At 40.5% G+C, this 21,818-nt stretch carries 18 protein-coding genes and 2 pseudogenes; 7 read left to right on the top strand and 13 right to left on the bottom strand.

Going from position 1 to position 21,818, the window contains the following annotated elements:
* Nucleotides 1–4: 4 nt before the first annotated feature.
* Both C5749_RS05590 and C5749_RS19490 read right to left on the bottom strand, forming a co-directional pair.
* Nucleotides 5–3,175, bottom strand: a complete 3,171-nt coding sequence (locus tag C5749_RS05590; RefSeq protein WP_105723769.1) for a SusC/RagA family TonB-linked outer membrane protein — start codon at nt 3,173–3,175, stop codon at nt 5–7.
* Nucleotides 3,172–4,458 (bottom strand): TlpA family protein disulfide reductase, encoded by a 1,287-nt coding sequence (locus C5749_RS19490; protein ID WP_146113688.1) that lies wholly within the window; start codon nt 4,456–4,458, stop codon nt 3,172–3,174. The genes C5749_RS05590 and C5749_RS19490 overlap by 4 nt, the downstream gene beginning before the upstream one ends.
* Nucleotides 4,459–5,070: 612 nt before the next feature.
* On the opposite strand from C5749_RS19490, the gene C5749_RS05600 reads away from it, so the two are divergent.
* From C5749_RS05600 to C5749_RS05620, 4 genes are all read left to right on the top strand, one after another.
* Nucleotides 5,071–5,664, top strand: coding sequence for a hypothetical protein (locus C5749_RS05600; protein ID WP_105723773.1), 594 nt, complete (start codon nt 5,071–5,073; stop codon nt 5,662–5,664).
* Nucleotides 5,665–5,701: 37 nt separating this feature from the next.
* The gene (locus tag C5749_RS05605; RefSeq protein WP_105723775.1) at nt 5,702–6,370 is read left to right on the top strand and encodes a hypothetical protein; all 669 of its coding nucleotides are present in this window, start codon (nt 5,702–5,704) and stop codon (nt 6,368–6,370) included.
* Nucleotides 6,367–7,140 carry a hypothetical protein gene (locus tag C5749_RS05610; RefSeq protein WP_105723794.1) on the top strand — a complete coding sequence of 258 codons (774 nt, stop codon included), beginning with the start codon at nt 6,367–6,369 and terminating at the stop codon, nt 7,138–7,140. The genes C5749_RS05605 and C5749_RS05610 overlap by 4 nt, the downstream gene beginning before the upstream one ends.
* A 314-nt stretch (nt 7,141–7,454) precedes the next feature.
* Nucleotides 7,455–8,180, top strand: a complete 726-nt coding sequence (locus C5749_RS05620; RefSeq protein WP_105723797.1) for a DUF2971 domain-containing protein — start codon at nt 7,455–7,457, stop codon at nt 8,178–8,180.
* A 1,115-nt stretch (nt 8,181–9,295) separates the two neighbouring features.
* Here the strand turns inward: C5749_RS05620 and C5749_RS05630 are convergent.
* A pseudogene (locus tag C5749_RS05630) lies at nt 9,296–9,442 on the bottom strand (transposase domain-containing protein); the annotation flags it as partial.
* Between the two features lie 107 nt (nt 9,443–9,549).
* Here C5749_RS05630 and C5749_RS05635 point away from each other — a divergent pair.
* Both C5749_RS05635 and C5749_RS05640 read left to right on the top strand, forming a co-directional pair.
* On the top strand, nt 9,550–9,828 hold the full coding sequence (locus C5749_RS05635) for a hypothetical protein (RefSeq protein WP_105723801.1): 279 nt from the start codon (nt 9,550–9,552) through the stop codon (nt 9,826–9,828).
* A 55-nt stretch (nt 9,829–9,883) separates the two neighbouring features.
* Nucleotides 9,884–11,827: an AAA family ATPase gene (locus C5749_RS05640; RefSeq protein WP_105723803.1), complete on the top strand. Its 1,944-nt coding sequence runs from the start codon at nt 9,884–9,886 to the stop codon at nt 11,825–11,827.
* Nucleotides 11,828–11,951: 124 nt separating this feature from the next.
* On the opposite strand, the gene C5749_RS19495 is transcribed toward C5749_RS05640, so the two are convergent.
* The 5 genes and pseudogenes from C5749_RS19495 to istA all read right to left on the bottom strand — a co-directional run bounded on the left by C5749_RS19495 (nt 11,952) and on the right by istA (nt 14,933).
* Entirely contained in the window at nt 11,952–12,095 is a 144-nt protein-coding gene (locus C5749_RS19495) for a hypothetical protein (protein WP_181151289.1), read from the bottom strand.
* A 537-nt stretch (nt 12,096–12,632) separates the two neighbouring features.
* Entirely contained in the window at nt 12,633–13,370 is a 738-nt protein-coding gene (istB, locus tag C5749_RS05645) for an IS21-like element helper ATPase IstB (RefSeq protein ID WP_105723805.1), read from the bottom strand.
* A 22-nt stretch (nt 13,371–13,392) separates the two neighbouring features.
* Nucleotides 13,393–13,650, bottom strand: coding sequence for a hypothetical protein (locus C5749_RS19810; RefSeq protein ID WP_245893631.1), 258 nt, complete (start codon nt 13,648–13,650; stop codon nt 13,393–13,395).
* Nucleotides 13,651–13,812: 162 nt separating this feature from the next.
* Nucleotides 13,813–13,920, bottom strand: a pseudogene (locus C5749_RS19920) (hypothetical protein); the annotation flags it as partial.
* A 29-nt stretch (nt 13,921–13,949) separates the two neighbouring features.
* Nucleotides 13,950–14,933, bottom strand: a complete 984-nt coding sequence (gene istA, locus C5749_RS19815) for an IS21 family transposase (protein ID WP_245893632.1) — start codon at nt 14,931–14,933, stop codon at nt 13,950–13,952.
* Between the two features lie 1,055 nt (nt 14,934–15,988).
* Here istA and C5749_RS05660 point away from each other — a divergent pair.
* Nucleotides 15,989–16,384, top strand: coding sequence for a helix-turn-helix domain-containing protein (locus tag C5749_RS05660; RefSeq protein ID WP_105723809.1), 396 nt, complete (start codon nt 15,989–15,991; stop codon nt 16,382–16,384).
* Nucleotides 16,385–16,941: 557 nt separating this feature from the next.
* On the opposite strand, the gene C5749_RS05670 is transcribed toward C5749_RS05660, so the two are convergent.
* The 5 genes from C5749_RS05670 to C5749_RS05690 all read right to left on the bottom strand — a co-directional run bounded on the left by C5749_RS05670 (nt 16,942) and on the right by C5749_RS05690 (nt 21,393).
* Entirely contained in the window at nt 16,942–17,292 is a 351-nt protein-coding gene (locus tag C5749_RS05670; RefSeq protein WP_105723813.1) for a hypothetical protein, read from the bottom strand.
* A 65-nt stretch (nt 17,293–17,357) separates the two neighbouring features.
* The gene (locus C5749_RS05675) at nt 17,358–17,801 is read right to left on the bottom strand and encodes a hypothetical protein (RefSeq protein WP_105723815.1); all 444 of its coding nucleotides are present in this window, start codon (nt 17,799–17,801) and stop codon (nt 17,358–17,360) included.
* Nucleotides 17,802–18,108: 307 nt separating this feature from the next.
* Nucleotides 18,109–20,331 carry a DNA/RNA helicase domain-containing protein gene (locus C5749_RS05680; protein WP_105723817.1) on the bottom strand — a complete coding sequence of 741 codons (2,223 nt, stop codon included), beginning with the start codon at nt 20,329–20,331 and terminating at the stop codon, nt 18,109–18,111.
* A gap of 6 nt (nt 20,332–20,337) precedes the next feature.
* Nucleotides 20,338–20,667 (bottom strand): nucleotide pyrophosphohydrolase, encoded by a 330-nt coding sequence (locus C5749_RS05685; RefSeq protein ID WP_105723819.1) that lies wholly within the window; start codon nt 20,665–20,667, stop codon nt 20,338–20,340.
* Between the two features lie 222 nt (nt 20,668–20,889).
* The gene (locus C5749_RS05690) at nt 20,890–21,393 is read right to left on the bottom strand and encodes a hypothetical protein (RefSeq protein WP_105723821.1); all 504 of its coding nucleotides are present in this window, start codon (nt 21,391–21,393) and stop codon (nt 20,890–20,892) included.
* Nucleotides 21,394–21,818 lie beyond the last annotated feature (425 nt).

Raw genomic sequence — 21,818 nt, forward strand, 5'->3', positions numbered from 1 at the left:
AATTTTAAATTTTAATTTTTATTCCAAATGACCAAGTTCTTGGAGTCACCAACCTGTTCCTCCCCAAGCTAAAGTCTGGGTCAATTCCTGCTTTATTTGCTTTCCACAGTAACCCAACATTTTGCATGTTAAAATATAACTGTAAGCTATTCCAGCTCTTTAACCTAGGAAGATCGTAGGCCAGTCTGATGTATTGTAGCCGGAGATGGTCGCCTTTCTCTACCAGTACACTCGAACCCTCATAAAACCTATCTCGGTTGTTATTCGTTGAATACAGATTAGCCGGAACGGATGTGATCCGTTCGTCACCAGGATTCTGCCACCTCATACTATAGTCGCTATGTCCTCGTCCGTTATTAAATAGATCCGTATAATTGATTGAAGATCTTCTAAACCAGTACCCCTGTTTGTAAGTTATTCCAACCTGTAAATTAAACGCCCCATATGAAAAAGCATTTAGAATATTTCCATATCTGGTAGGAATTGCTGACCCAAAATAGGCTAAATCTTCTTCTTTTGTACCTACCCCTACGATACTGGCGTAATCCTTACTGATCTCTCCGTTCAGCAGACCTTGTGCCTCGCCTGTAGCAGGATCCAGCCCTGCCCATTTATAAGCGTAAATTGCATATACCGGCTTACCCTCGATACCTGAAATTGGTGGCGCAGCGACATTGACATACTGTTGCGCCAATGTGCGTGGAAGGTGATATGATGTTATCGCGTCTTTATAAAGGCTAAAATTAACCACGGTACGCCATTGAAACGTTGGCCGGTCAATATTTATGGTCGTCAACTCAACGTCCACACCATGTCCACGCATATTTGCCACGTTGCGTTGCATTGAAGGATTGATGCCTGTGGTTAAATCTATCGGCGCCTGTCCAAAGAGATTTTTGCCCCATTTCCGATAATACTCCACAGCCCCAGATAAACGGCTATTTTTCGTCCGGAAATCGATTGCAAGGTTCATCATCTTGGATGTTTCCCATTTCAACTGTGGGTTATAAAAGTTGGTGTAACGTGCGAACGGAATCCCGGTAAATACCGAAGGGTTTGCGTATGTAACTGTATTCACAGCTACCATCGATGGATCTACGTTTCCGCTAAAACCATAAGTACCTCTAACATTCAGATAAGGTATCAGGTCAGAGCGATAAAAGTTTTCATTTGAAAGCTTCCACGCTAAACCTGCCGACCAAAACGGATTCCACTGTTCATTGGTCTTTAATCCAAAAAGATTGGACGCATCACGCCGCATACTAGCAGACACCGTATATCTGTTATCATAGCTATACGCCGCGTTGGCGAACTGGGATACGAACCGTGTATCCGTTTCTCCGATCGACTGATTATTCTGAATGTAAGTAGCACCACCTGTGATGACATTGGGGTAGGTATGTCTGTAATCGATGTTTCCAACGGTCATATTATTGGCGTTATAACCATAAAACCGATCCGTATATGATTGTCTATTGGCGCTTCGTACCTCTATGCCTGCTATTGCAGCGATATGACCTCGTCCAACCTCTTTATTATAATTGAGCCTTCCGCGGATATTGTTTGCTATTAAGGTTTGACTGCCTTTATCCAATATCGCACCTCTAGGCACGATATACTCAACCCCACCATTTTTGAATTGGGTGAATCGGTTAATATAATCTCTTGCCATATAACTATCTTCATCGGCTAGCGTAGAGCTCAACGCGCCCTGTCGCTCATACTGGTAATTAAAACCAGCCGATAGTCCAGCAGTTATTTCATATTGAAGTTCCACCTTCCCTAACAGATCAGTAGCATTATTATTTCTGGATTGGTACTTCCAATCCGTTAAAGGGTAGTAACTCCAGTCCAGCAACTGACCATCTCCGAACGAATCCAAGAAGCTCTTTCTATTTCCCCTCGGAATGGCCAATGCATTTCCCGATTCATCGGCTATCTCCATATATGGTAACAGGCTCGGCACATTTGTATAACCTTCCCGTCCTGATCTGTTCCTGGCTAGTGTATAATATAAATCCGTAGTAAGCGAAAGCTTATCCGTTATATTATATGTGTTTTGGAACCTTAAATTGAGACGTTGGTAAGTACCTCCAAGCGACTGGACATCTCGGTCATATCCTATTGAAGATATCCAAGAAAAAGCGGGTGACCCACCAGAGGCACTCAGAAAATATTGTTGTGTGAAGGACGGCTTATATACATATCGGTCAAATTGATCACGTGTATCTATTGTTTTCCATTTGTCCATCTGTGCAAACGCGTCTTCTTTTGACACCATACCTTGGTCAACCAGGTCCAATAAATCGACGACAGGACTAATTAATGGCTTACTTGCTGAATTTAACTTGCTTCGATAGAACCCCCTTCTATAGAGTTCCTGTTCCATCTCTACAAAATCTGACGCGGCCATCTGCGGTATATAATATAGATCTGGCCTTTCCCCAATCATCAGCATGGAATTCAGATCGATGGTTGTCTCTTTGTTAAACGTCCCCTTTTTTGTCGTAATCACAATTACACCATTTGCGGCTCTAGCCCCCCAAATGCTGGAGGCTGCGGCATCCTTTAGGATCGTGATATTCTCCACAATATTGGGATTTATATTATTAATATCACCATCATACGGAAAATTGTCAACCACGATCAACGGACTTTTCGGGCCGTTAATGGTACTAAGGCCACGGACCATCATCTGGGGTGCACCTTGGCTTCTGCCTGCATCCATTACCACGCTGTTGGCAATCGCTGGCAATCGCGATAAGATATCGGTGCCTACTTGCTGATTAAATAATTCACCGCTTACTGTTGCAAAAGAACCCGTAGAACGTTCTTTGGGGACATGCTGATATCCAGTAGATATAATAACCTCTTCAATTTCAGAGACCTTAGCGTCCAGAATTATCAATAGCTCTCTTGCATTGGGATCAAAAGCTTTCATACGCTCTCGGTAACCAACATGTTGAAATACAAGGTTCCCAGAATCGTTTACGGTGATTAATTCGAATTTTCCAAGTTGATCTGTCATAACCCTCCGACCACTCTTCTGTTCGAGCACCGTTACGTTTGTTAGTCCATTATCCAAACTGTCCTTAACCACTCCTTTAATCAACACCTGCCCCTGTACGAATGTCATCATGATCATCATACATCCTAGTAAAACTATACGCATCATAATTTTTCGTCAATAAAGGGTGCTACATACGATTGATCCAGAAGGTTCCTAAAGGTCTGAAGTTGAAAGATGTTTTGATCATTAATCCAAAAATAATTTGGATAGGCCGCCGGCGAAAACATTTGATCTAAGTACTCATCTTCTATAATTGAAATGAGATTTGGAAGCTGCAAATTGCGAAAGACACCCCCTTGAATATAGCGTATTAGTTTCTCATGATCGTCTCTTGTCCTCTTGCTATTGACCATGATCACAGCCAAATCTTCTGGGTATTTTTCTTTAAAATAATTTATCTCTTTTTGATGCACAAGGCATTTCGTGCATCCTGTAAACCAAAAGTCTAAGACCAATATTTTCCCGCGGTGTTCTTCTAGCGTTTTTCGAACGGTATCTCCATTAATCAAGAAAAGGTGTTCTTTTGTCCAAAACTCATCTGGAACCCGATGCCCTACTTGCAAAGGCTTAATCTCAATTTGCCCTTCGGCAGTCCGCGATTCCGCGGACTGCGCCCAGGCTTCTGATAGATTAAACAACATGAAACATAAGAATCCCAAACAAAGGATTCTTATGTTCTTCAATGCCATTAAAGAAAATAATCTCCTTGAAAACCAAATCAATGCCAACACAAAAGGCATTGATTTGTTCTTCGTTGCCTCTACCCCTACTATTCCTCTACGGTTACTGTACTGCTGATCTACGCCAGAGGTACATGCGTTTAGTAGGTCAGTAGTAGATCTCCAGTAGCTTCTTAGTAGATCTTCAGTACCTTTTCGGTACACTTCCCGTACACTAACGGTACACTCGCGGTACATTAACGGTACTTCAGCTATTTTACGCAAACGTTGCGTAAAAGGTACTACATCCTTACTGCATCTATACTTGATCCCCGCTTTAAGGATGCCCAAAAAACGGTAAAAAGCCAGCCTGTTTCTTCGGGTGCTGTTCGGGTGTCCTTCGGGAGCGCTTCGAGTCCGCTTCGGGACTGGTTCGGGACAACTTCGGTAATCCTTCGGATGTTCTTCGGGTGTTCTTCGGGTGGTACCCGAACAGCACTCGAACACTTCCCGAACAGCACCCGAACAAGTGTCGAACAAATGCCGAGGATATGTCGAAGAACATTCGACAAATTCTCGAACGGTTGCCGATGGCAAGGCAACAGCCTTTCTTCCTACTGGATGGGTCAAAATTTTGGATAATCGAGGTGGTTTTTCTTTCCGGAAACTGACTTCTCCTTCGCGTTGGCTAAAGGCCAGTCCTCTCCCACCCTTGTAAAAATTGTTCATTTTTCGAGGTTTTAAGGGTGTGGCCTAGAGGTTCTGCTATTTTCTATTCTTCGCTACTTCTCTTTTGTGGCTAAACCTAGTTTAGACCACACACAGTTAGTGAAATGTTTTTAGAAATGATGCGAACGATACGAGGTTTCATATTGGTTTTATGATTCGGTTTTGCGCTGTCGCATCTATGGAAAAGCCAAAAAATGGCTACGCAAACCGATCTAATCGGGTGGCGAAATTAAGTTTTTGTAAAGTTTTTTCTTTTGGACCATACTCGTTACTTATATAACGAGTCCTGATGGCTAGCAGCTTCTTTTGATACATGTGGGCCTGCACACCGTGGCTACTTTTCAGTTCTCACGCCTTACGTAACACGGATTTACAGCAGGCCCACATCTACCATACGCGTACAAATATACACATAACCGTGAAGATGTGGGTGTTTATACTGCTGCCCTGCGTTACGGCGTGAGAATGTAGCCGCAAGACTCTAAGTTTAACACCTTTTCTACAGAAAACTAATATTGTTTTCTACACAAATCAAAGATAGGTATTTCATATCTAAAAATCAAATTATTTAAGACACTTATGATAAAAGAAACTAATCCCGTCATTTAAAATATGGAAAAAAAGACATGGTATTTATCACCTATTGAACTCTTTATTATAACTACAATAAGATCTATACGACTTGAACTAGGCATAACTGGTGAGGAGATATCCACTTTTCTCAAAAAAAACCCAAAATATATTGGGCATATAGAAAGCAATGCCCACAACGGTAAATACAGCGATGAGGTTTTGAGCAACGTAGCAATATACATAACAGAAAAAGCCAAAGAAAAACAAAAAGAACTCATTGATAATAATGATATTACTGTTATAAAAACAGAATATACTATTCACGACTTTTATCCTGTTGAAATACTTAGTGACGAAAAAATAATAAAAAAGATCGACCCGATTCCAACTGGATCAGGTCCCACTGGTACAATTAACGCATTAATTGAGGCGACAAATTTCTTTAGAAAAGCTAAAACTTTAGCAGAAGTCGTGGCCAAAGCAAACAAAGTACAAGACCAAAACTGGGAGGCTAGCAATTTCACACAAGTATTAGAAAATGCTGTCAAAGGCAAAAACAAACGCTTGGAGGTAATCCTTAATGATAGCGGCTTAAATACCTACATCCTACCAAAAAAGCAGAAGAAGGTTTAGTATATTTGTAAACAACAGCAATTTGTTGACCGATAATATGCAAGCCCATTTAGAGTTTAAAGAAATACAGATAACAGCAATGCCAGAAATAGAGGTTGAGAAAATGCTCAATGTGCTTGCGCTGAGAAAGCGAAAGCGTTACAGCCAGTTTGAGTTATCGTTTCTCATGGGGCAACGTGATTTTTACGTCCGCGATGTAGAGAATCTAGCCCATACCTTGATTTATACAATCCCTTTTAATAATATATTCCGGCAGATTTTTAACTGCGGTATCCAAGCCATCGTTCCAGACGTTAATGAAAAGCCTAGCTATAAGATTCGTATATCAGAGGCAGCGGACGAGAATGGTAATATCCTGTACAGAGTTGAGAAACAGATCGAGGGTCACGATTGGGAACTTATCAGTGAATTTGGGACGGAAGACAAAGATTTGCTTCTCGAATTCGAAGAACCTATCGATATAGTCTCGGAAGAACGGATTAGTAATTGGGTACTGGACAAGATAGAATCCGGTTACTTTGACATAGCAAAGAATGCTTTGCAGATTTTCAATGATTGCCAAGCGGAATTAACCGGGACAGTGCGGCCATTGTTTTTAGCCAATGCGCTGAAAGCGTGCAATGGCACAAAGGGTCTTCCGAAGCTTAATAAAAAGAAGGATGGGGAGGCGAGGTTTGTTTATATCAAAGAAAAAATCAAATTATGAATTTGAAGTGGAGTTTTATAGTTAGGGGGGCTCACTCATATTTATACGACCTCTCGCATCATCTTGATTCAGCAGACATCGTCATTTATGAAGATGGAGAAGAGGGAATTGATTTAACACAATACTTTTCTTCGGTACACCTAAATCACTTGACGAACCCCGAAGAAATATATTCAAAAGCCTACCAAATCTGTTCATTTTTAAATGGAGCTGAGTTTTTAATGTATGAAAATAAGGCGGATGCTGGGTATATAAGACTGGATCGACTGATTAATATTGACCAAAATAAAGTTGTGCATTATAACCCTCACCACCCCATTGAGCGAATAGATATTGACTTTACAATAAATCAAATATCAAAGCATTCTAATAACCATATAGTTGCTGAGATCATGAGAGTAGCTAAGTCAGATATCTTTATACAGACCATACTGTTTATGTGTGCGCACGAAATGAACTTTCGTGCAATATATCAAACACTTGACGAGGTAAAAAATTTTCTTAAAGCAAAAGGAACTAACCTTAATGAGTTGGGGTTTTCAGATAAGGTGCTTAAATCGCTCACACATACTGCGAACAACTATGAAACATTAGGTTTAGCTGCTCGCCATGGTAGTATGGGGCATGAGGCTCCTAAAACGCCTATGATCATATCTGAAGCTCAAACTTTAATAACACAAATCATTAGAACGACATTCGAGAAGTCTTTCGACTTTAATTTACCATTCGTAAAGAAATCAAATTTTGATATATCTGAAATTAGATGGTAGTACAGTACGGCAATTGGAGATGGTTATCTTTGGCTGAAGTTACAGATAAAGTACATTTACGCGGTTCGATATTTAGATCGCGCTGTATATATCTTGCAATAAAAGAACATATCTGGATTTCTCATAGAAGGACAATAGTCAAAATTCTAGGGTGGTTTATGGGAGAAGAGGACAACACTAAATTAGTGTTTACGAATAATATCCAAAGTGGCATGGATTAATCGAAATCAATAGTATCCACAATGAAATATCGAAGAATTTGCATTTCCTAAACCGTACAATTTTTATATTTGAAGTAAAGATAATTTTTTGCCATGTATGAACCTCACGAATCACTTATTGATGTGCCAGATGACACGATCATTTGGAAATATTTAGATCTTTTTAAATATTTAGATTTAATCGCAAATAAGCAGCTATTCATGTTAAGATGCGATTGCTTCGCGGATAAATATGAAGGAATGGCACCTAGCTATGAAACGATATCTCGACTTCTTCACCCTGATGAGTATCCGCAGAAAAATAAAATAGTATTAGGACTCCTGAGTGCATATGAAGAACAAAGAAAGAGCAGTTACGTTAATTGCTGGCACATTAATAACTTCGAGTCTTCAATAATGTGGGATGCTTACTCGAATAAAAATGGAGGACTTGCCATCAAAACCACAGCGGGTCATCTAAAGCACTCTATCTTAGACCAAAGAAAAATATATCTTTCAGAGGTTATCTATGGAAGAGATAAGTTAGGGATAGGAAACCTCATGTATCCATTAATCGTTAAGCGTGAAGAATTTGCAGACGAGCGGGAATGTAGGATTTTTATATCTCCTGTGTCTACCGCTATTAATCAACCAGAAGAGGTACTGGCTGCTCTTCCCAAGGCTACGAAAATAAGTATTGACATAGATGTTTTGATTCAAGAAGCTATTTTTCATCCACTAGCCGAGGACTGGGTTTGCGAGAGCATTACCAATGTTATTTCGCATGTAAACGCAAACTTTATTCCGCGAAAGTCGACATTGTATAGTAGAAGTGAATAATAATGACGTCCAATTAGCTTTCGAATACTATAGTTCGGAGTATGCAAAAATATATGATTTATTGTTTCCGGTCAGCGACCCTAGTAGATAGAAGTCGGCAGAATCCAGAACTCTGGAGTATTTATCGACTTATAAGAGTACTCAAATAATGCAATATACGACACTATTCACGAAATATATATCTGTAGTGTTGTGATAAATTTTATCTAAAAAATGTCCAGGAACAAACTAGTAGAGCTACGTAAGGCGATTAGATCAAATATTAAAACCGTCATAGACTATATTTCTTTAAATCATATTTTCAGAGGTAATAACATATCAACTTACGTCCCAGCCACGACGATTTGCATGTTTTGTGGCAGCTGTTCAAATAACATAACAAAGGAACATGTTATCCCTCGCTGGATATTCGAAAAAGATCCACATAAGTTCTTTGACATTACATTGAACGGGCAAAGCCAAACATATAATAAAACGACTGTCCCTGCTTGTCAACGGTGCAATGGCGAACTTCTAAGTTCGTTGGAGTACTATGTAAAAGAGTTATTTCGAACAGTGGATCTTGACAACAATCGTTTTTCTGTCGACGAACTTCAAAATCTGATTAGGTGGCTCGAGATAATCGACTACAAATTTCAGATCGTTAACATAACAAAGAAATTTTTGAGTCCAAAAAATGGACAACATATTCCCTATCTAAAAGATTTCCCTCTATATATGCTTTTGCCAAATAGAAATTACTCGCCGAGTCAGGTAAAATCTAATATTAGGCAAGCTTTAAGAAGAATAAGTATCAAAAATAAACAAAGGCATTTAAATTCGTTGGTCGTTTTTAAGACATCAAATAGAGGTTTTCACTTTTTTCACACGATCAATGATTTTATATTTCTAGAGCTTCCTCAGTTTGGCATTGCACTCTTTTACTTTTACATTAAAACATTCGAGGACGAAAACGATTGCCATAAAGAAGCAATGAAAATAATTGATGAGGTATATTGAGGGAAAATTTAGATCTAAAACTAAAGAAAGAAAGACCCACATTTTGCGGGTCATTAGTTCCTCATAACCTGTAAACTCTATATCACTTTGGTCGATACACGTATCCGCCCTACGAACTACATATTTGATTGCTCAATAATTTGTTTATAGTTCTGGGGATAGCGGTCTTTCAGTTTTTTATGGTTGATGGACATGATATTTTCCAACGTGTATTTTAGCCATTGGAAGGGATTTACGTCATGTTTTTTGCAGATGGCAAAGAAGCCCACCCGGGAAAAGACGAGGGGATTACCCATTTCCGACCATTATCTAAATTCCTTGAATCGTAATAAAAAATTCTCTATCTTAGAGATTAACTAAGAGCACAATTATGAAGAACCGAACAACAAAAGAAATTCCGACAAATACTGAGTTATCTCTCAAGGGACTGCGAGCTGCGACGGCAAGAGGAATTAACCTACCCTATGGAATCAAAAAGGACTCTTCTGGTGAACGTGTTACGTTTAATATAGAATACGTATCTCTTGGTTGGAATTCGACTGAAAATTCGGCAAAAATTTTCAATGAAAAGCTGTCCTCCGGCCTGATTTGTACAAAATTTAGAGATTTGATTGGAATGATTACTGACATCACTGAAGACAAGTATTAAAGTAATACTAATGAACCGCCAGCAATAATTAAATTATTTATCAAAAAATCTAAATATGATTTTAGGATTATCAGTAAGGCACTATAAAAGCTATAATAACGTCAACTACATCCCCATTACTAACCAAGTAGTAAATCGAATGTCTATGTTCGTTGGAAACAATGGGGTCGGCAAATCTTCGATATTAGAGGCATTAGATACATTTTTTAATGGTGGATACTGGAATAAAACAAAGAATGAAAAACAAGATCAAACATTTATTTGCCCCTTATTTTTAGTCCGGCGAACAGCGGTCGAAGAATTACTGAATCTATCCTCCGAGGATAAGGAAGCCCTAGATTGTATATCAAGCTTTTTATTTAATTTAGAAGAGAGCAGCAATAAAGAATTTAAAGAATTTGTACGTATTCGGAACGCGATGAATATTTCTCGCGAAGAGTATTATTTAATCATTATAGGCATTACTTTCAAAGATCGTAATAAAGCGTATTTTGGCAGTTCCTTCGATAACGAGCTAAAAAACAAAATAAATGAATTGGTTCCTAGTTATAATACAGATAGGGTTCTTAATTTTTTCAGAAAACTTTATACTTACATATATATTCCGGTCGAGGCTAAGACGAATGACGTACTTAAATTGGAGGCATCGGAAATGCAAAAATTGATGAACAAGAATATTCTTGAAACCATCGAAAAAGTATTAAAGGAGAAAAAATTTAGCTCTAAACCCAAAAAAGCAATGACTGATTTGGTTACCATCATTAACTCTACGTTAAACGACTTTATGGACGAGATAAATGATCATATACAATATATTGATCCAGATTATTCGTATAAAGTAGAAGATGGATACAAAAAAAACCTTACAGCATCCGATTTAAGAGAACATATATTGAGAGCTTACTTTTCCATCCGAACATTGAAAAAGAATGGCAAGGAAATTTTTGAGCTGAGTTCTGGTGAACAAAGGGTAGCTCTAATCGATATTGCAAATGCCTTTATAGCTAAAAACGAGAATAAAAAAGGGATGGTCTTACTAGCAATCGATGAACCCGAAGCCTCCCTTCACGTATCGAAATGCTTTAGTCAGTTCAAGAGAATTGAGGAATTGTCTAAGCAGAAAAATACACAGGTCTTGTTGACAACCCATTGGTACGGTGCAATCCCAACGCTAAACAACGGCACTTTAAATATTATACAGAGCGGATCTAAAGCTGAAATTTCTTCTTTTTCATTAACTAATTATCTTGAGAAACGTAGAGATTTCCCAGATGATGTTGATTTAAAAAGTTTTTTCGAATTAGTATCTACAATTATATCGTCTATAAAATCAGACAATACAAAGTGGTTGATCATAGAAGGGTCGGATGATGCTTTGTATCATAAAAGATATGTCGGTCATAAAGTGGAAGACTTGGTTATTCTACCAGTGGGTGGATGTGGAAATGTTATCAAAATATATGAATACTTATTCGCCCCTTTCAACGAAAAGGTTGAAAAAGGAATCTTGAGAAATTCAAAGGTATTGTGCTTAATTGACTCTGATGTCAGCCAAAGAACGACACAGTTATATTCTCCTCAGATAGAAAACCAGCTAAAAATTTGTCGAATCCAAAACTCCAACACAGAGGTTACTTTGAATAAATTGACAGTCGGAGGCGACTATATCCCCACCGAAATAGAAGATTGCCTAAATCCAACTCTCTTTTACAATGCTTTGAAAACGACTATCAAAAATGAAGAGAGTCGAGAATTGAGTGAAATATTCGATAAATTTGGGCAAAATACTGATGCGATAACGAGTCGAGTTAAGACAGAACAATCGTTACTTAAACCCTTATCATTGGAAGCTCTTGATTACAAAGATCAGCTGCTTGAAAGGATGAGTGATTCTCATTTTAAAGTTAAGCTTGCGAATCACTACTTTAAAATAAGTGAAGCCGACAAAGACTACACGCCCCCTCTTTTTCAGAAGGTGATAGAATACTTTAACACATAATTAATCCGTATGTACACACTAAATTACTATTAAAAAATATTAGAAATGATTGAGATTAAACATTAGAATTATAACAATTTTATGAGCGTAAAATAATTGTGTCAATGGGTATTGCAATGTGGGCTCAATCGTCCTCGTCTAATGCTCTCTTCAGCTTAGTAACTAAGTCGGGGTGGATATCAAAGTAATTAACCAAACCATCTCCACTTTGATAGGACCACACCTTTTCCTTAACGCTCGGGCGGTTAAGTTGATTGAATATATGCATCAACTGCGGGGAAACAGCGACTCTTAGATTATCAAAATCGAAAAACGTGATATGATCGAAGCGAATATACAACGTATGATTAATGTGAAGAAAAGCGCCTCCATAAAGTGATTCTATAGTTTCTCTGCATAATCCGGAGGATATGCACCCAATATCCGGCTGTTAATCCAGGCTGAAAAGGAGCTGATATCTCTGTCATTCCGGCATATATGCACCCAAAAACAGCGTAAAGGGAGCTGTTTAGGGAGAAATTCGGAGCTGCTGCGTCGTGATTCCGGAGGATATGCACCCAGCAGGTGGATCGGGGTATAGATCCGGGACGATTCCGGAGCATGTGCACCCAGAAAAGGAACGATAACCGTTGTTTTGATCTACATAAACAGCGATTCCGGAGGATATGCACCCAGTTGGACCCTATTATTTTCTGTGCTTTTTGTTTAATTGCCAATTCCTGGATATTTCGGAGGGACCGTGCCAGCGATTTCGGTCAAACCGTGCCACTATAAAAGATCATACAATTATATAAAAAAGTTATTATTATTCCTGTTTCAATATTCCTTTTCTGAGCGATTGGCCCTTAAGGTCTATGCGGTGTGAAGAGTTGACGATCCGGTCCAATATGGCATCGGCAATCGTTCCTTCTCCACCGATAACTTCGTACCAGGCCGATACGGGGATCTGAGAGGATATTATCGTTGATCTTTTAGCATGTCGGTCGTCTATAATGTCCATCAATGTTTCCCGATCCTGGATATCGAACGCCTGCAGGCCAAAGTCATCAAGAATAAGCAGGTCCACTTTTGTCAGTTTCTCCAGCTCCTTGAGGTAAGTTCCGTCTACTTTGCTCAACCTCAGTTTTTTAAAGATCCTTGCAGTAACGGCATATAACGTCCTTGTCCCCGTCATACATGCCTGATGCCCCAATGCCTGGCACAGGTAACTCTTTCCCGTACCGGAAGCTCCGCATACAATGATATTCTCCTTCCGGGAGATAAAGTCAAGGGTAGCGAGCCTGGCGAACATATTTCGGTCCAGATTTCTATCGCCTGAGTAACTGATGTCCGCAACGCTGGCATTCTGCCTGAAGGCAGCCTGTTTCAGCAGGCGGTCAATCTTTGCGTTTTCCCTGTCTTCCCATTGGTGGTCGGTCAGTAGGGAGAGATATTCATCACATGTCATCTCCCCAAACCTGTTCTGCTGGACATGTTCCAGATGTAAGCGGGCCATCGCACCCAGGCGAAGGCTCCGCAGTTTTTCAATTGTCTGATTGTTCATTTTTATGTTTTACCTGTTACTGTCATTCGTAAGCGGAAGCGCCGCGTATATTGTCGTGGAAAGGGATGTGGGGTGCACTCTGTTCCGGCTGTGGCATCCTGTCCATATTATTTTTCAGGATATTCTTTATGCGCGTGTACGAACAGGCATCCGTATCGAGTGCCCTTTTGCAGGCATCGTTGAGACGTTGGGACCCGTAGGCGCGGTATAGCTGGATGACCCCCAGCGCACGTTTGTAACCGATCTCGGGATACTCCTGCGATGCCAGTATCTTTTCCACGCATCCCACCACATGTTCGCCGTGCCGCGCAGCTTTTCTTTTGAAGAACTCCGGGTTCCAATCGGCGTAGAAACGGTGCGTGCTGGCCAGATGGTCTTTCTGGGTCGTATAGCTTCCCCTGACAGGGTTACGCGGATGCAGCGCTATCCTTTGATGGTTATGGAATACCTCGATCCTGCCCGCTGTGTAATGGATCAGCGTCTCCTTGCCCTTATACCGGTGGGGAACGCTGTAATAGCTCTTGTCCGGCGAAAAATAGACATAGCCCATCTTCTGTACTTTCGCCCTCCTATAATCCTTCAGCTCATAAGGTGTACCGGGCAACGGTTTGAGATACTGCCGCTCGACCGACTGGTAAAGTTCAGTCCGGCTGGACTCCCTGCGCTGCAGCAGCAGGTTATTATATCCCTGTAGCAGTATGCCGATTTCCCGGTTGAGGTCTTCCAGCGAAAGAAGACCATCTCCCGCAGGGGGTAGTAGATACGTTGATAGGCCAGATGTACGGCATTCTCCACCAGGGCCTTATCCTGTGGGGAATATCTCCGTGTGGGGCTGATCACACAGTTGTAGTGGCGGGCAAAGTCCTTGAAGCTTCTGTTGATATCCGCTTCGTATCTGCTGGCCCTGTTGACCGCAGACTTCAGGTTGTCCGAAACGATCGCTTTGGGGACGCCCCCGTAAAAGTGCAGCGCATCTGCGCAGCACGCAATCAGCTCGGCCCTGTTCTGGCTCATGCAGGCCTTCACATAGGTGTAATGGCTACAGGGAAGGATCGCTACGAATACCTCCACCGGGGTAAGTGCCCCCGTTTCCCTGTCGGTAATATGGAGCTTCTTGCCGGCAAAATCAATGAACATCTCATCGCCGGCAACGTGATCGAGTTTCATCGAGCCTTTTTCGCGCGGATATTTACGGCGGTAGTGTTCCAGGAACTGTGTATAACTGTACGGTTCCCGGGCCTGGGCTACGTATTGCTGGTAATGGTGCAGGAACGTGAAGCCGGGATGGTCCCGCGATCTGTTCACCCCTTCGAAGTAAAGCATCAGTTCGTTGTGCCGTGCCGTATCTACGGTCGTATGCGAGGAAAACAGTTCGGATAGCCCTGCTGTATCCATCCCAAGCAGTTCATCCAGTGAATAATCGCTTGCTGCGAACAGCTGCATATAATTGTTTACCGTATTACGGGAGATCCCACGCGTCGAGCCTATCTTTCGGTTGCTCGCTCCGTCAAGGTGTAATGTAATTATTTGTTTCAAGTCCATCGGATCAAGGATGTGGGCCATGTCGCTCTATTTTTTTCAAGCGGCAAGGTAGTTTCTTGATCTCTTATAGTGGCACAAAACGAAACGTAATAGTTCCCTTAAACAAACCTGTTCTGTAAAAGCCCCTCATTGATATTGGCACCATTCGAACCGTAACGGTAACCTTAAATATCAAACTAAAATGGCACCTTTTGAACCGTAACAGCTGGCATCATCTGACCGAAATGACTGGCACAAATCGAACCGTAGTATCCACAAGCATCAAAACTTAAAAGATCGCGAAGTTGAAACGAAACTGGGTCAGCGGAAGATTCAAGACATATTCATCAGTCCAAATAATCAAGAAGCATTTAGCGAGATAATCAGCGCAATTTTGTTAAAAGAAAGCTATAATCACGTTTTAGGACATTTCAAGGATGACGAAACCTTTCAGGTCTATGTATTATATTATAATCCAAATGTTGATTCTTTCGCTTTCTACGAATTGTTAAAAAAAGTTGTTGACCGGATTGAATCAGACAAACAACCCTAGGTCAATTCTAGGAGTGGAAATTCTTTTTTCATTTTTAAGGCACCCACGATGGTTAACGTAATGATTAAATTATGAAATATTTTAAAGAAATTTTTGGGACGTGTATTTTATTATGCGTGATTGTTTTTATAGATGCTTACAAGGAAAGAACCCGTCAACAACGGTTTCAATATATTACCGTTGAGCGATCTACTACTATATTTGATTCCAAGACGTTGAAAAGCTACATGCAGTTACCTGATAAAGATAGAAACATCTACCTATATGAATATTCCGATTTTATCAAAAATGGTACATCTGCAAAAAAATACAGACCGCTTCAACTGCTTGACCAGTAAGAAGAGATAACAACTGCATACACCGGAGTAAGCTGATCCCACAGTTCCGGCGGTTGTTTAGGGATGTAAAGCTCGATTGTGAGCGATAATCGCATGGCATTCCGGCAGATGCTGACCCCTCAGGCGTCCATCCGTTATCAGATTCTGGGGCAAATTGACCCCTTATAAGGTTCTGATTTTGGTTTAATTTGGGAAAAAAATACCCAATGGCCGGAAAACCCAGCCCCATGAGTCAAATAAAACAGATGATCAGGCTGCACAAGCAGGGCTATGCGATCAAATCGATAGCACGCAGCCTAGGTATAAGCAAGAATATGGTAAAGTCGTACCTGTACAAGATCGGCGAGGCCAGGCTGGATATGGAGGAACTGCTGGCGGTAGATGACCCCGTGCTGGAAGGGCTGCTCCATTCTGGCAATCCGGCATACCGCGATCCCCGCTATGAATATCTAAAGGAACGCCTCCGCTACTTTGAGGAAGAACTGGACAAGGTCGGCGTAACACGTAAACTTCTGTGGGAAGAGTACCGGGCCTGCTATCCGGAAAGTTATGGCTATTCGCAGTTCTGTTACCATTTTTCCCAGCTGTCGGCATCATCCTGAGTCATAAGTCGCCGTTCTTTGTATACCTCTGTAATTTACCTGTACAACGTATTTTAAAGTTATCAACATTCACACCAAACTCTATAAATCAATACTTTACACAAGAAAACAAGCGTAGAACGCGGTTTATTCTTCCTATTTGTTAATCATGTTAAAAAGTATCATTACCGCTCAGAATTTAAATGTTGGATATTTGTAATACACGGTCAAGGAGCACCAAGCAACGAAAAAGCCCAATGCTGTAACATTAGGCTTTCTCATATTTTTTAACGGTAATTTTATACGATAAATGAATGTACTCTTTATCAAATTACACGTCAAACTTAACCAAATTTTGGAAAAGTTTTCGCAAAAAGTTTTACACTTGTTGCTAATGACGAAACTCCTGCTGGAGGCAATTAACCTCTTAAAGGACATTGTAAAAATGGTGCTTACGCTTAGACTACAGCCCATTCCGCATATCATGTAAGTGATAGAAACTAGGAAAAGGCAGCTGCAATAGCTGCCTTTTTTAATGTGGAAAACTCTGTGACACAGTTCGCTTTACACTACCAAGCCTACTCTTTTTCAAAATATTCCCGATACCTTTCCTCAAATATTTCCCATTCCTTGTCTGTTGGTTGTGTATCTCTTAAAGCAATAATTTCTATATGGCTATCACCAAACCGCTTAATTTTAAAGAACAGTGAAACATAGTCCTCATATATACTAAATATCGTATTATAATCAGCTGTGTCTTTAATATTAAATATGGTGAATGCTTCTCGAAGCTTCTTTAATTCCCCTATATCAAAACTGACTGGATACATTAATTTGTCGCTGCTTTCCAACTTATTATCGGACAGGGCTGCAACTATTCCAAATGGACTGTAATGCTTTAACAGTTTTAGACTAACAGTTTTTCCCATATAGATTATATTTTTTTATGCCCCAAATCTACACACTAAAAATCAATGTTTTGAAAGGGGGGCACTTACAAATCCGACATGTCAACCCACAATTCCTTTTTTTCTGAAATTATAAATGGATCTACGTTTTGTAAAACATACTCTTCATCAGTTTGCAATGCACGACACAAGTCATCATCAGATAGCTTCTGCGGTAAATGGATGCATTCGGGATCAGTCCAGATGATGTCACACACGGTATTATTAACTTGATAATCTTCGAACAATTCACGCGCTGCCACCCCGGATATCTGCATCAAGTTTATAAAAGATAGGTGAAACCGCTCCATTTCCTTCTTTTCCAGTTCGGGATAGCATTCAGATAGGTACTCCCGGTAAGGATCTATCTTACCTGTTCTAAGTGCATCATTTCGCAATATAATGCGCTTAACGTCTTTTTCGAACGGATAACTATTACGATCAAATCGGTAGAATGCACCGAATATTTCCAGTCTCTGTGTTAGGTTCATAGCTTATACTGCTAGTTTTGCATAAATTTACAAAAATCTTTTATATCCAAACACTCCCAATAAGATCTTCTTCCCGGATATTTTCCAATGCATCGTCGATTACGAGATAGTGTAATTCCTCTGTAGATCTGATAGACGCTCTATCATCTCGCTATCCAAATCAAACGACTTTCCTAGATCTACCTTAACAGGTATCCATGTGGGATTGTGGTTTGCGAATATCCTTTACAAATGATTCCGTACTCTTTTTCTTTGGTGTTCCCATAATTAAATCTAGTATTTTTTGTGGAAATCACTCCTTAAGTTTTTAAAATAACGTGTCCCCTTTTTGCTGACGATTTACAACCCCTATCACCTTGAAATCTAAAAGTTCTTCATCGCGCAGAACAATGGGTTTGTAAGACAAATCGGTAGACTTGGGGTGCAGCGTGATCTCCTGATGCTGCCACCCTTCTTCGCTCACTGTTTTTTCACTTCTATACGCTTTAATCGTATAGTTGGCTCCAAAATCCCGGTCTATAAAACTACTGGACTCTACAAGGCATATCTGGTTGTTTCGGGAGCCTCCTTCATATCTTTCGAACAGACAAATTGATCCGTTGGGGATAATCTCGTTCATGGACTCCCCTATTATTTTACAGGCAAAATAACGTGAGGGGTCTAGAGTTTCACCATCCAACTTTATATACTGGATATCTCCTGCCTGTTGCAATTCGGAAAACGTGCCCGCTGCAATTTCAAGATCGTAAAAAGGAATGGTATGTTCTGAAGGGAGGTCGACAATATCAACGGTGCTCGGCTTGCCTTCTGGTCGTCCGACAACGTTCATGTGCTGTGACAGATAATCTCGTAAGGCAGGATTGCACACATAAATATAGACACCCTTCACCGCACGCATCATAAAACTTTTATAGATGTTCTTTACATAAAACAGAAGCTCCGTATCACTCGTGCTGTTCTTCCCGTTCTTGTCCTTATAACGATCTCGGTAGACAACGATTTTACCTTCGCGGGAATCATAATCTATCTCATGTCCGAAAATGATACCGATATAATTAAGGTCATTACCAAACACGGTGTGGATGCTCCCGACTTCATTAATCGCATTTTTGGAATTGATCCAGTCGACGGCTTTCGAGTTCCAGCGCAGGTCAACTCCTTCGATCGTCATATCGATCAAATGGCGGTTCTTCGTAGCTTTGGTTTTGTACTCCCAGCTGAAGCCCGCCACCAGTCTAGCCAACCGCCCTTCCTCTTCACGGTGGAAGATCTGCTTCCGCATATCGACAAAGCTGTCGTACAGCTCGAGCTCAAACTCATCGGTTTCAAATCGCTCGCCCTCTGCTAATTCGCATTCCAATAACCGATGTACGAAATCAGTAAACTCATCCCCTCCTTTTGACCGTACCTGCGTTGCCAACTGTATATACGCATAAATACCCGAATCTTTAAGCTCCGCAAAACGGTTGGACGGAATATCCGTAAGCCGGATAGATTGGTTATGGTCATAAAAAAAGACCTGTTTATTGGATTGCTTGATGACCCAGTCTAGCTCGGTGCCCGTCTGTTTCTCTAAGCCCATCCGTTGATTGCTTTTGTCAAAATCGCCATATCCTGATAGGTTTTTTCGCTGACGTAGTCGGTGAGCTTCATCTACTAGGACAATCTTATAGTTACGTTTTGTAAGTTCTGTCGGGGAAATGACCATACTCTTTTCTAGCCCATGAACAGCGGAAAAGACGGTCTGCAGGGTACCCCGTAATGAGGTCATGGCTACGACAATGGCTATCTGATCTTTGATCTTTGCCTCGTTCGCCGCGGTAATACCGTTCTTTTCACGGTATTGGAGGAGCAACGCATAGGCCTGCTTGGAAAAGTCATCTTCCATCTCGTAGAGTTCAAAATGGCTTATGGGTGTGGTCAGTAGCTTGACCAGATAGATCGCAATGATTGTTTTGCCCGTACCGGCTGTGCCCTGGACGAATGCTCCTCGTTGATCGGACACCAGACTTTCCAATATAGCGAGTACGGCCTGCTGCTGGTCGGGATTTAAGCTTTTGTATGGAGAATATTTGAAGATATTACTATTTATAATTTCCTCAAAAGAAGTTCTCGCTATTTTGAGCTCCTGCAGCCTTCGCCAGATTGACGGGAAGAGCGATTCGTATTCCTTCTTATGATGATAATAATGGCTGCCGTTGCCCAAGTTGGCATTCAAAAGCTTTAGCGATTTTTCGGCAGAAAAGTGATTGATCAGGAAAGACTCTAAGTGGAGTGTGACAGACTTGTTGAAGTAGCTGGAATGTATGGCATGTCGATTCAGCAGTGCTTTCTTGGTGCTATCTTGATTGTGGCTAGCTAGCCTATCAAGGATACTGACTGTCTCGCCTACATAGACAGATTTCTTGTCGTTAAGTAGATACACTAATGCGCTGCGATAAAAATCAAGGTTCTTATCTTCCATATCGGCCAGCTTTCCACTAGGGTCTACCGGCACGATGCTAATCTCCGCTAAACTATATTTATCCATATGTGGCTATAGTTCATTGTATTTTTTGGCTGTTCCTTTTGCTTTGTCAACCGGATATTTCTCGTTGTTGCGTTTGATCTTGTCTTCGATGATCTGTTTGATATCGAGTCCATGCTTATCGGTCAGCAAAAGGGCGTACATCAGTACGTCCGCCAGCTCTTCTTTGAGCTTTTGGGGATCGGCTTCTTCGTTGCCTTTCCAGAGGAATAGTTCCAGTAGCTCGGAGGCTTCTATACTGAGGGCGACGGCGAGATCCTTGGAATTGTGGAACTGCTGCCAGTCGCGGGCATCGCGAAAGTTCCTGATCTGCTGCAAGAGTTGTTCGATATCTGTCATGGTGTGCTTCAAAAACGGCTTGATGGCTAAATTTACGAATTTTGCGGGAGTTTCATTTACTCTTTCTTTATACTTGGTTCGCTACTTATTCGCAAGTTGTTCGGAAGAGTACCGGGATTTTACCGTGTTGCGTACGATATGGATGGGTGTGTAAATTGACAGTTCAATTTACACTCCCCTCGAAAACATCGACTCTGAAGAAATTAGCTTATCCAGAAAACCCTACATTTTTACAGCTATTGTTTTTGGTCTATTGTTATTTTTATGCAGTTTTTCGATAATTTTATCATAAATCAGTCGTTCAAACTTTTTCATTTCCTTCCTATTCTCAAAATAATTAAAATCTCTATTCATTTTCTTTATCTCACCGTTATCGCGTTTTACAAACTCAACTAGGGTTAACGTTGTTTCGCCGCTCTTTCTTCCTCTGAGCAGTGTTCGCACAACCTCTTCACTATCCTCGTAGAAAAAATCTACCTTCGAATAGTATCCTGTGTGATCAATTTCGAACTGTAACGAGTCCTGCGTAGGAAAAAGTTCTCGCTCACTGTTTTTCAACTTAACTATCACTTTTTTAACACTGTCTATTGGAGCGGCGATCTTCCACTTTTCAGCAAAGGGGTAAGATCCTGCAAAACTACCTACCTTTCTTCGTAATAGTTCAGATCCCAGAATAACAGTTACAATGGATACGATAACAATAATAATATATTTGTATTGAATCATAGTCGTTATTTATTCCTGACATTATTTTATAAATCTAATTACCACCACCCCATATTAGATTGTTTGTTATAGCGTTTGCTATCATGTGAGCTTTAATGAGAAAGATTGGTCATGATTTAATTTACGTCCTTTCATTTTATACTAATGATTTCAGCGCTTGCTGAAAATAGATGAGCAAGCATACTAATAATAAACAACCAAAATAGATTACCCACGCGAAGACTTTTTTTGTCTTTGTAATCTGTATACCAAAACGGCTGGGACTATCAGAATCTTTCACTACCCCGTATAAATTGAATATTAAATAATACATTGCTATAAACGGTAATAGTCCATATAGGAGTAAAACCAAAAATCTGTTAGTTAAATTTATGATGTTGACAGATAAAGTTATATCAATCAAAAAAGTAAATAATAAGAGGCAT

This window comes from Sphingobacterium gobiense, assembly GCF_002980575.1.
Taxonomy (GTDB): domain Bacteria; phylum Bacteroidota; class Bacteroidia; order Sphingobacteriales; family Sphingobacteriaceae; genus Sphingobacterium; species Sphingobacterium gobiense.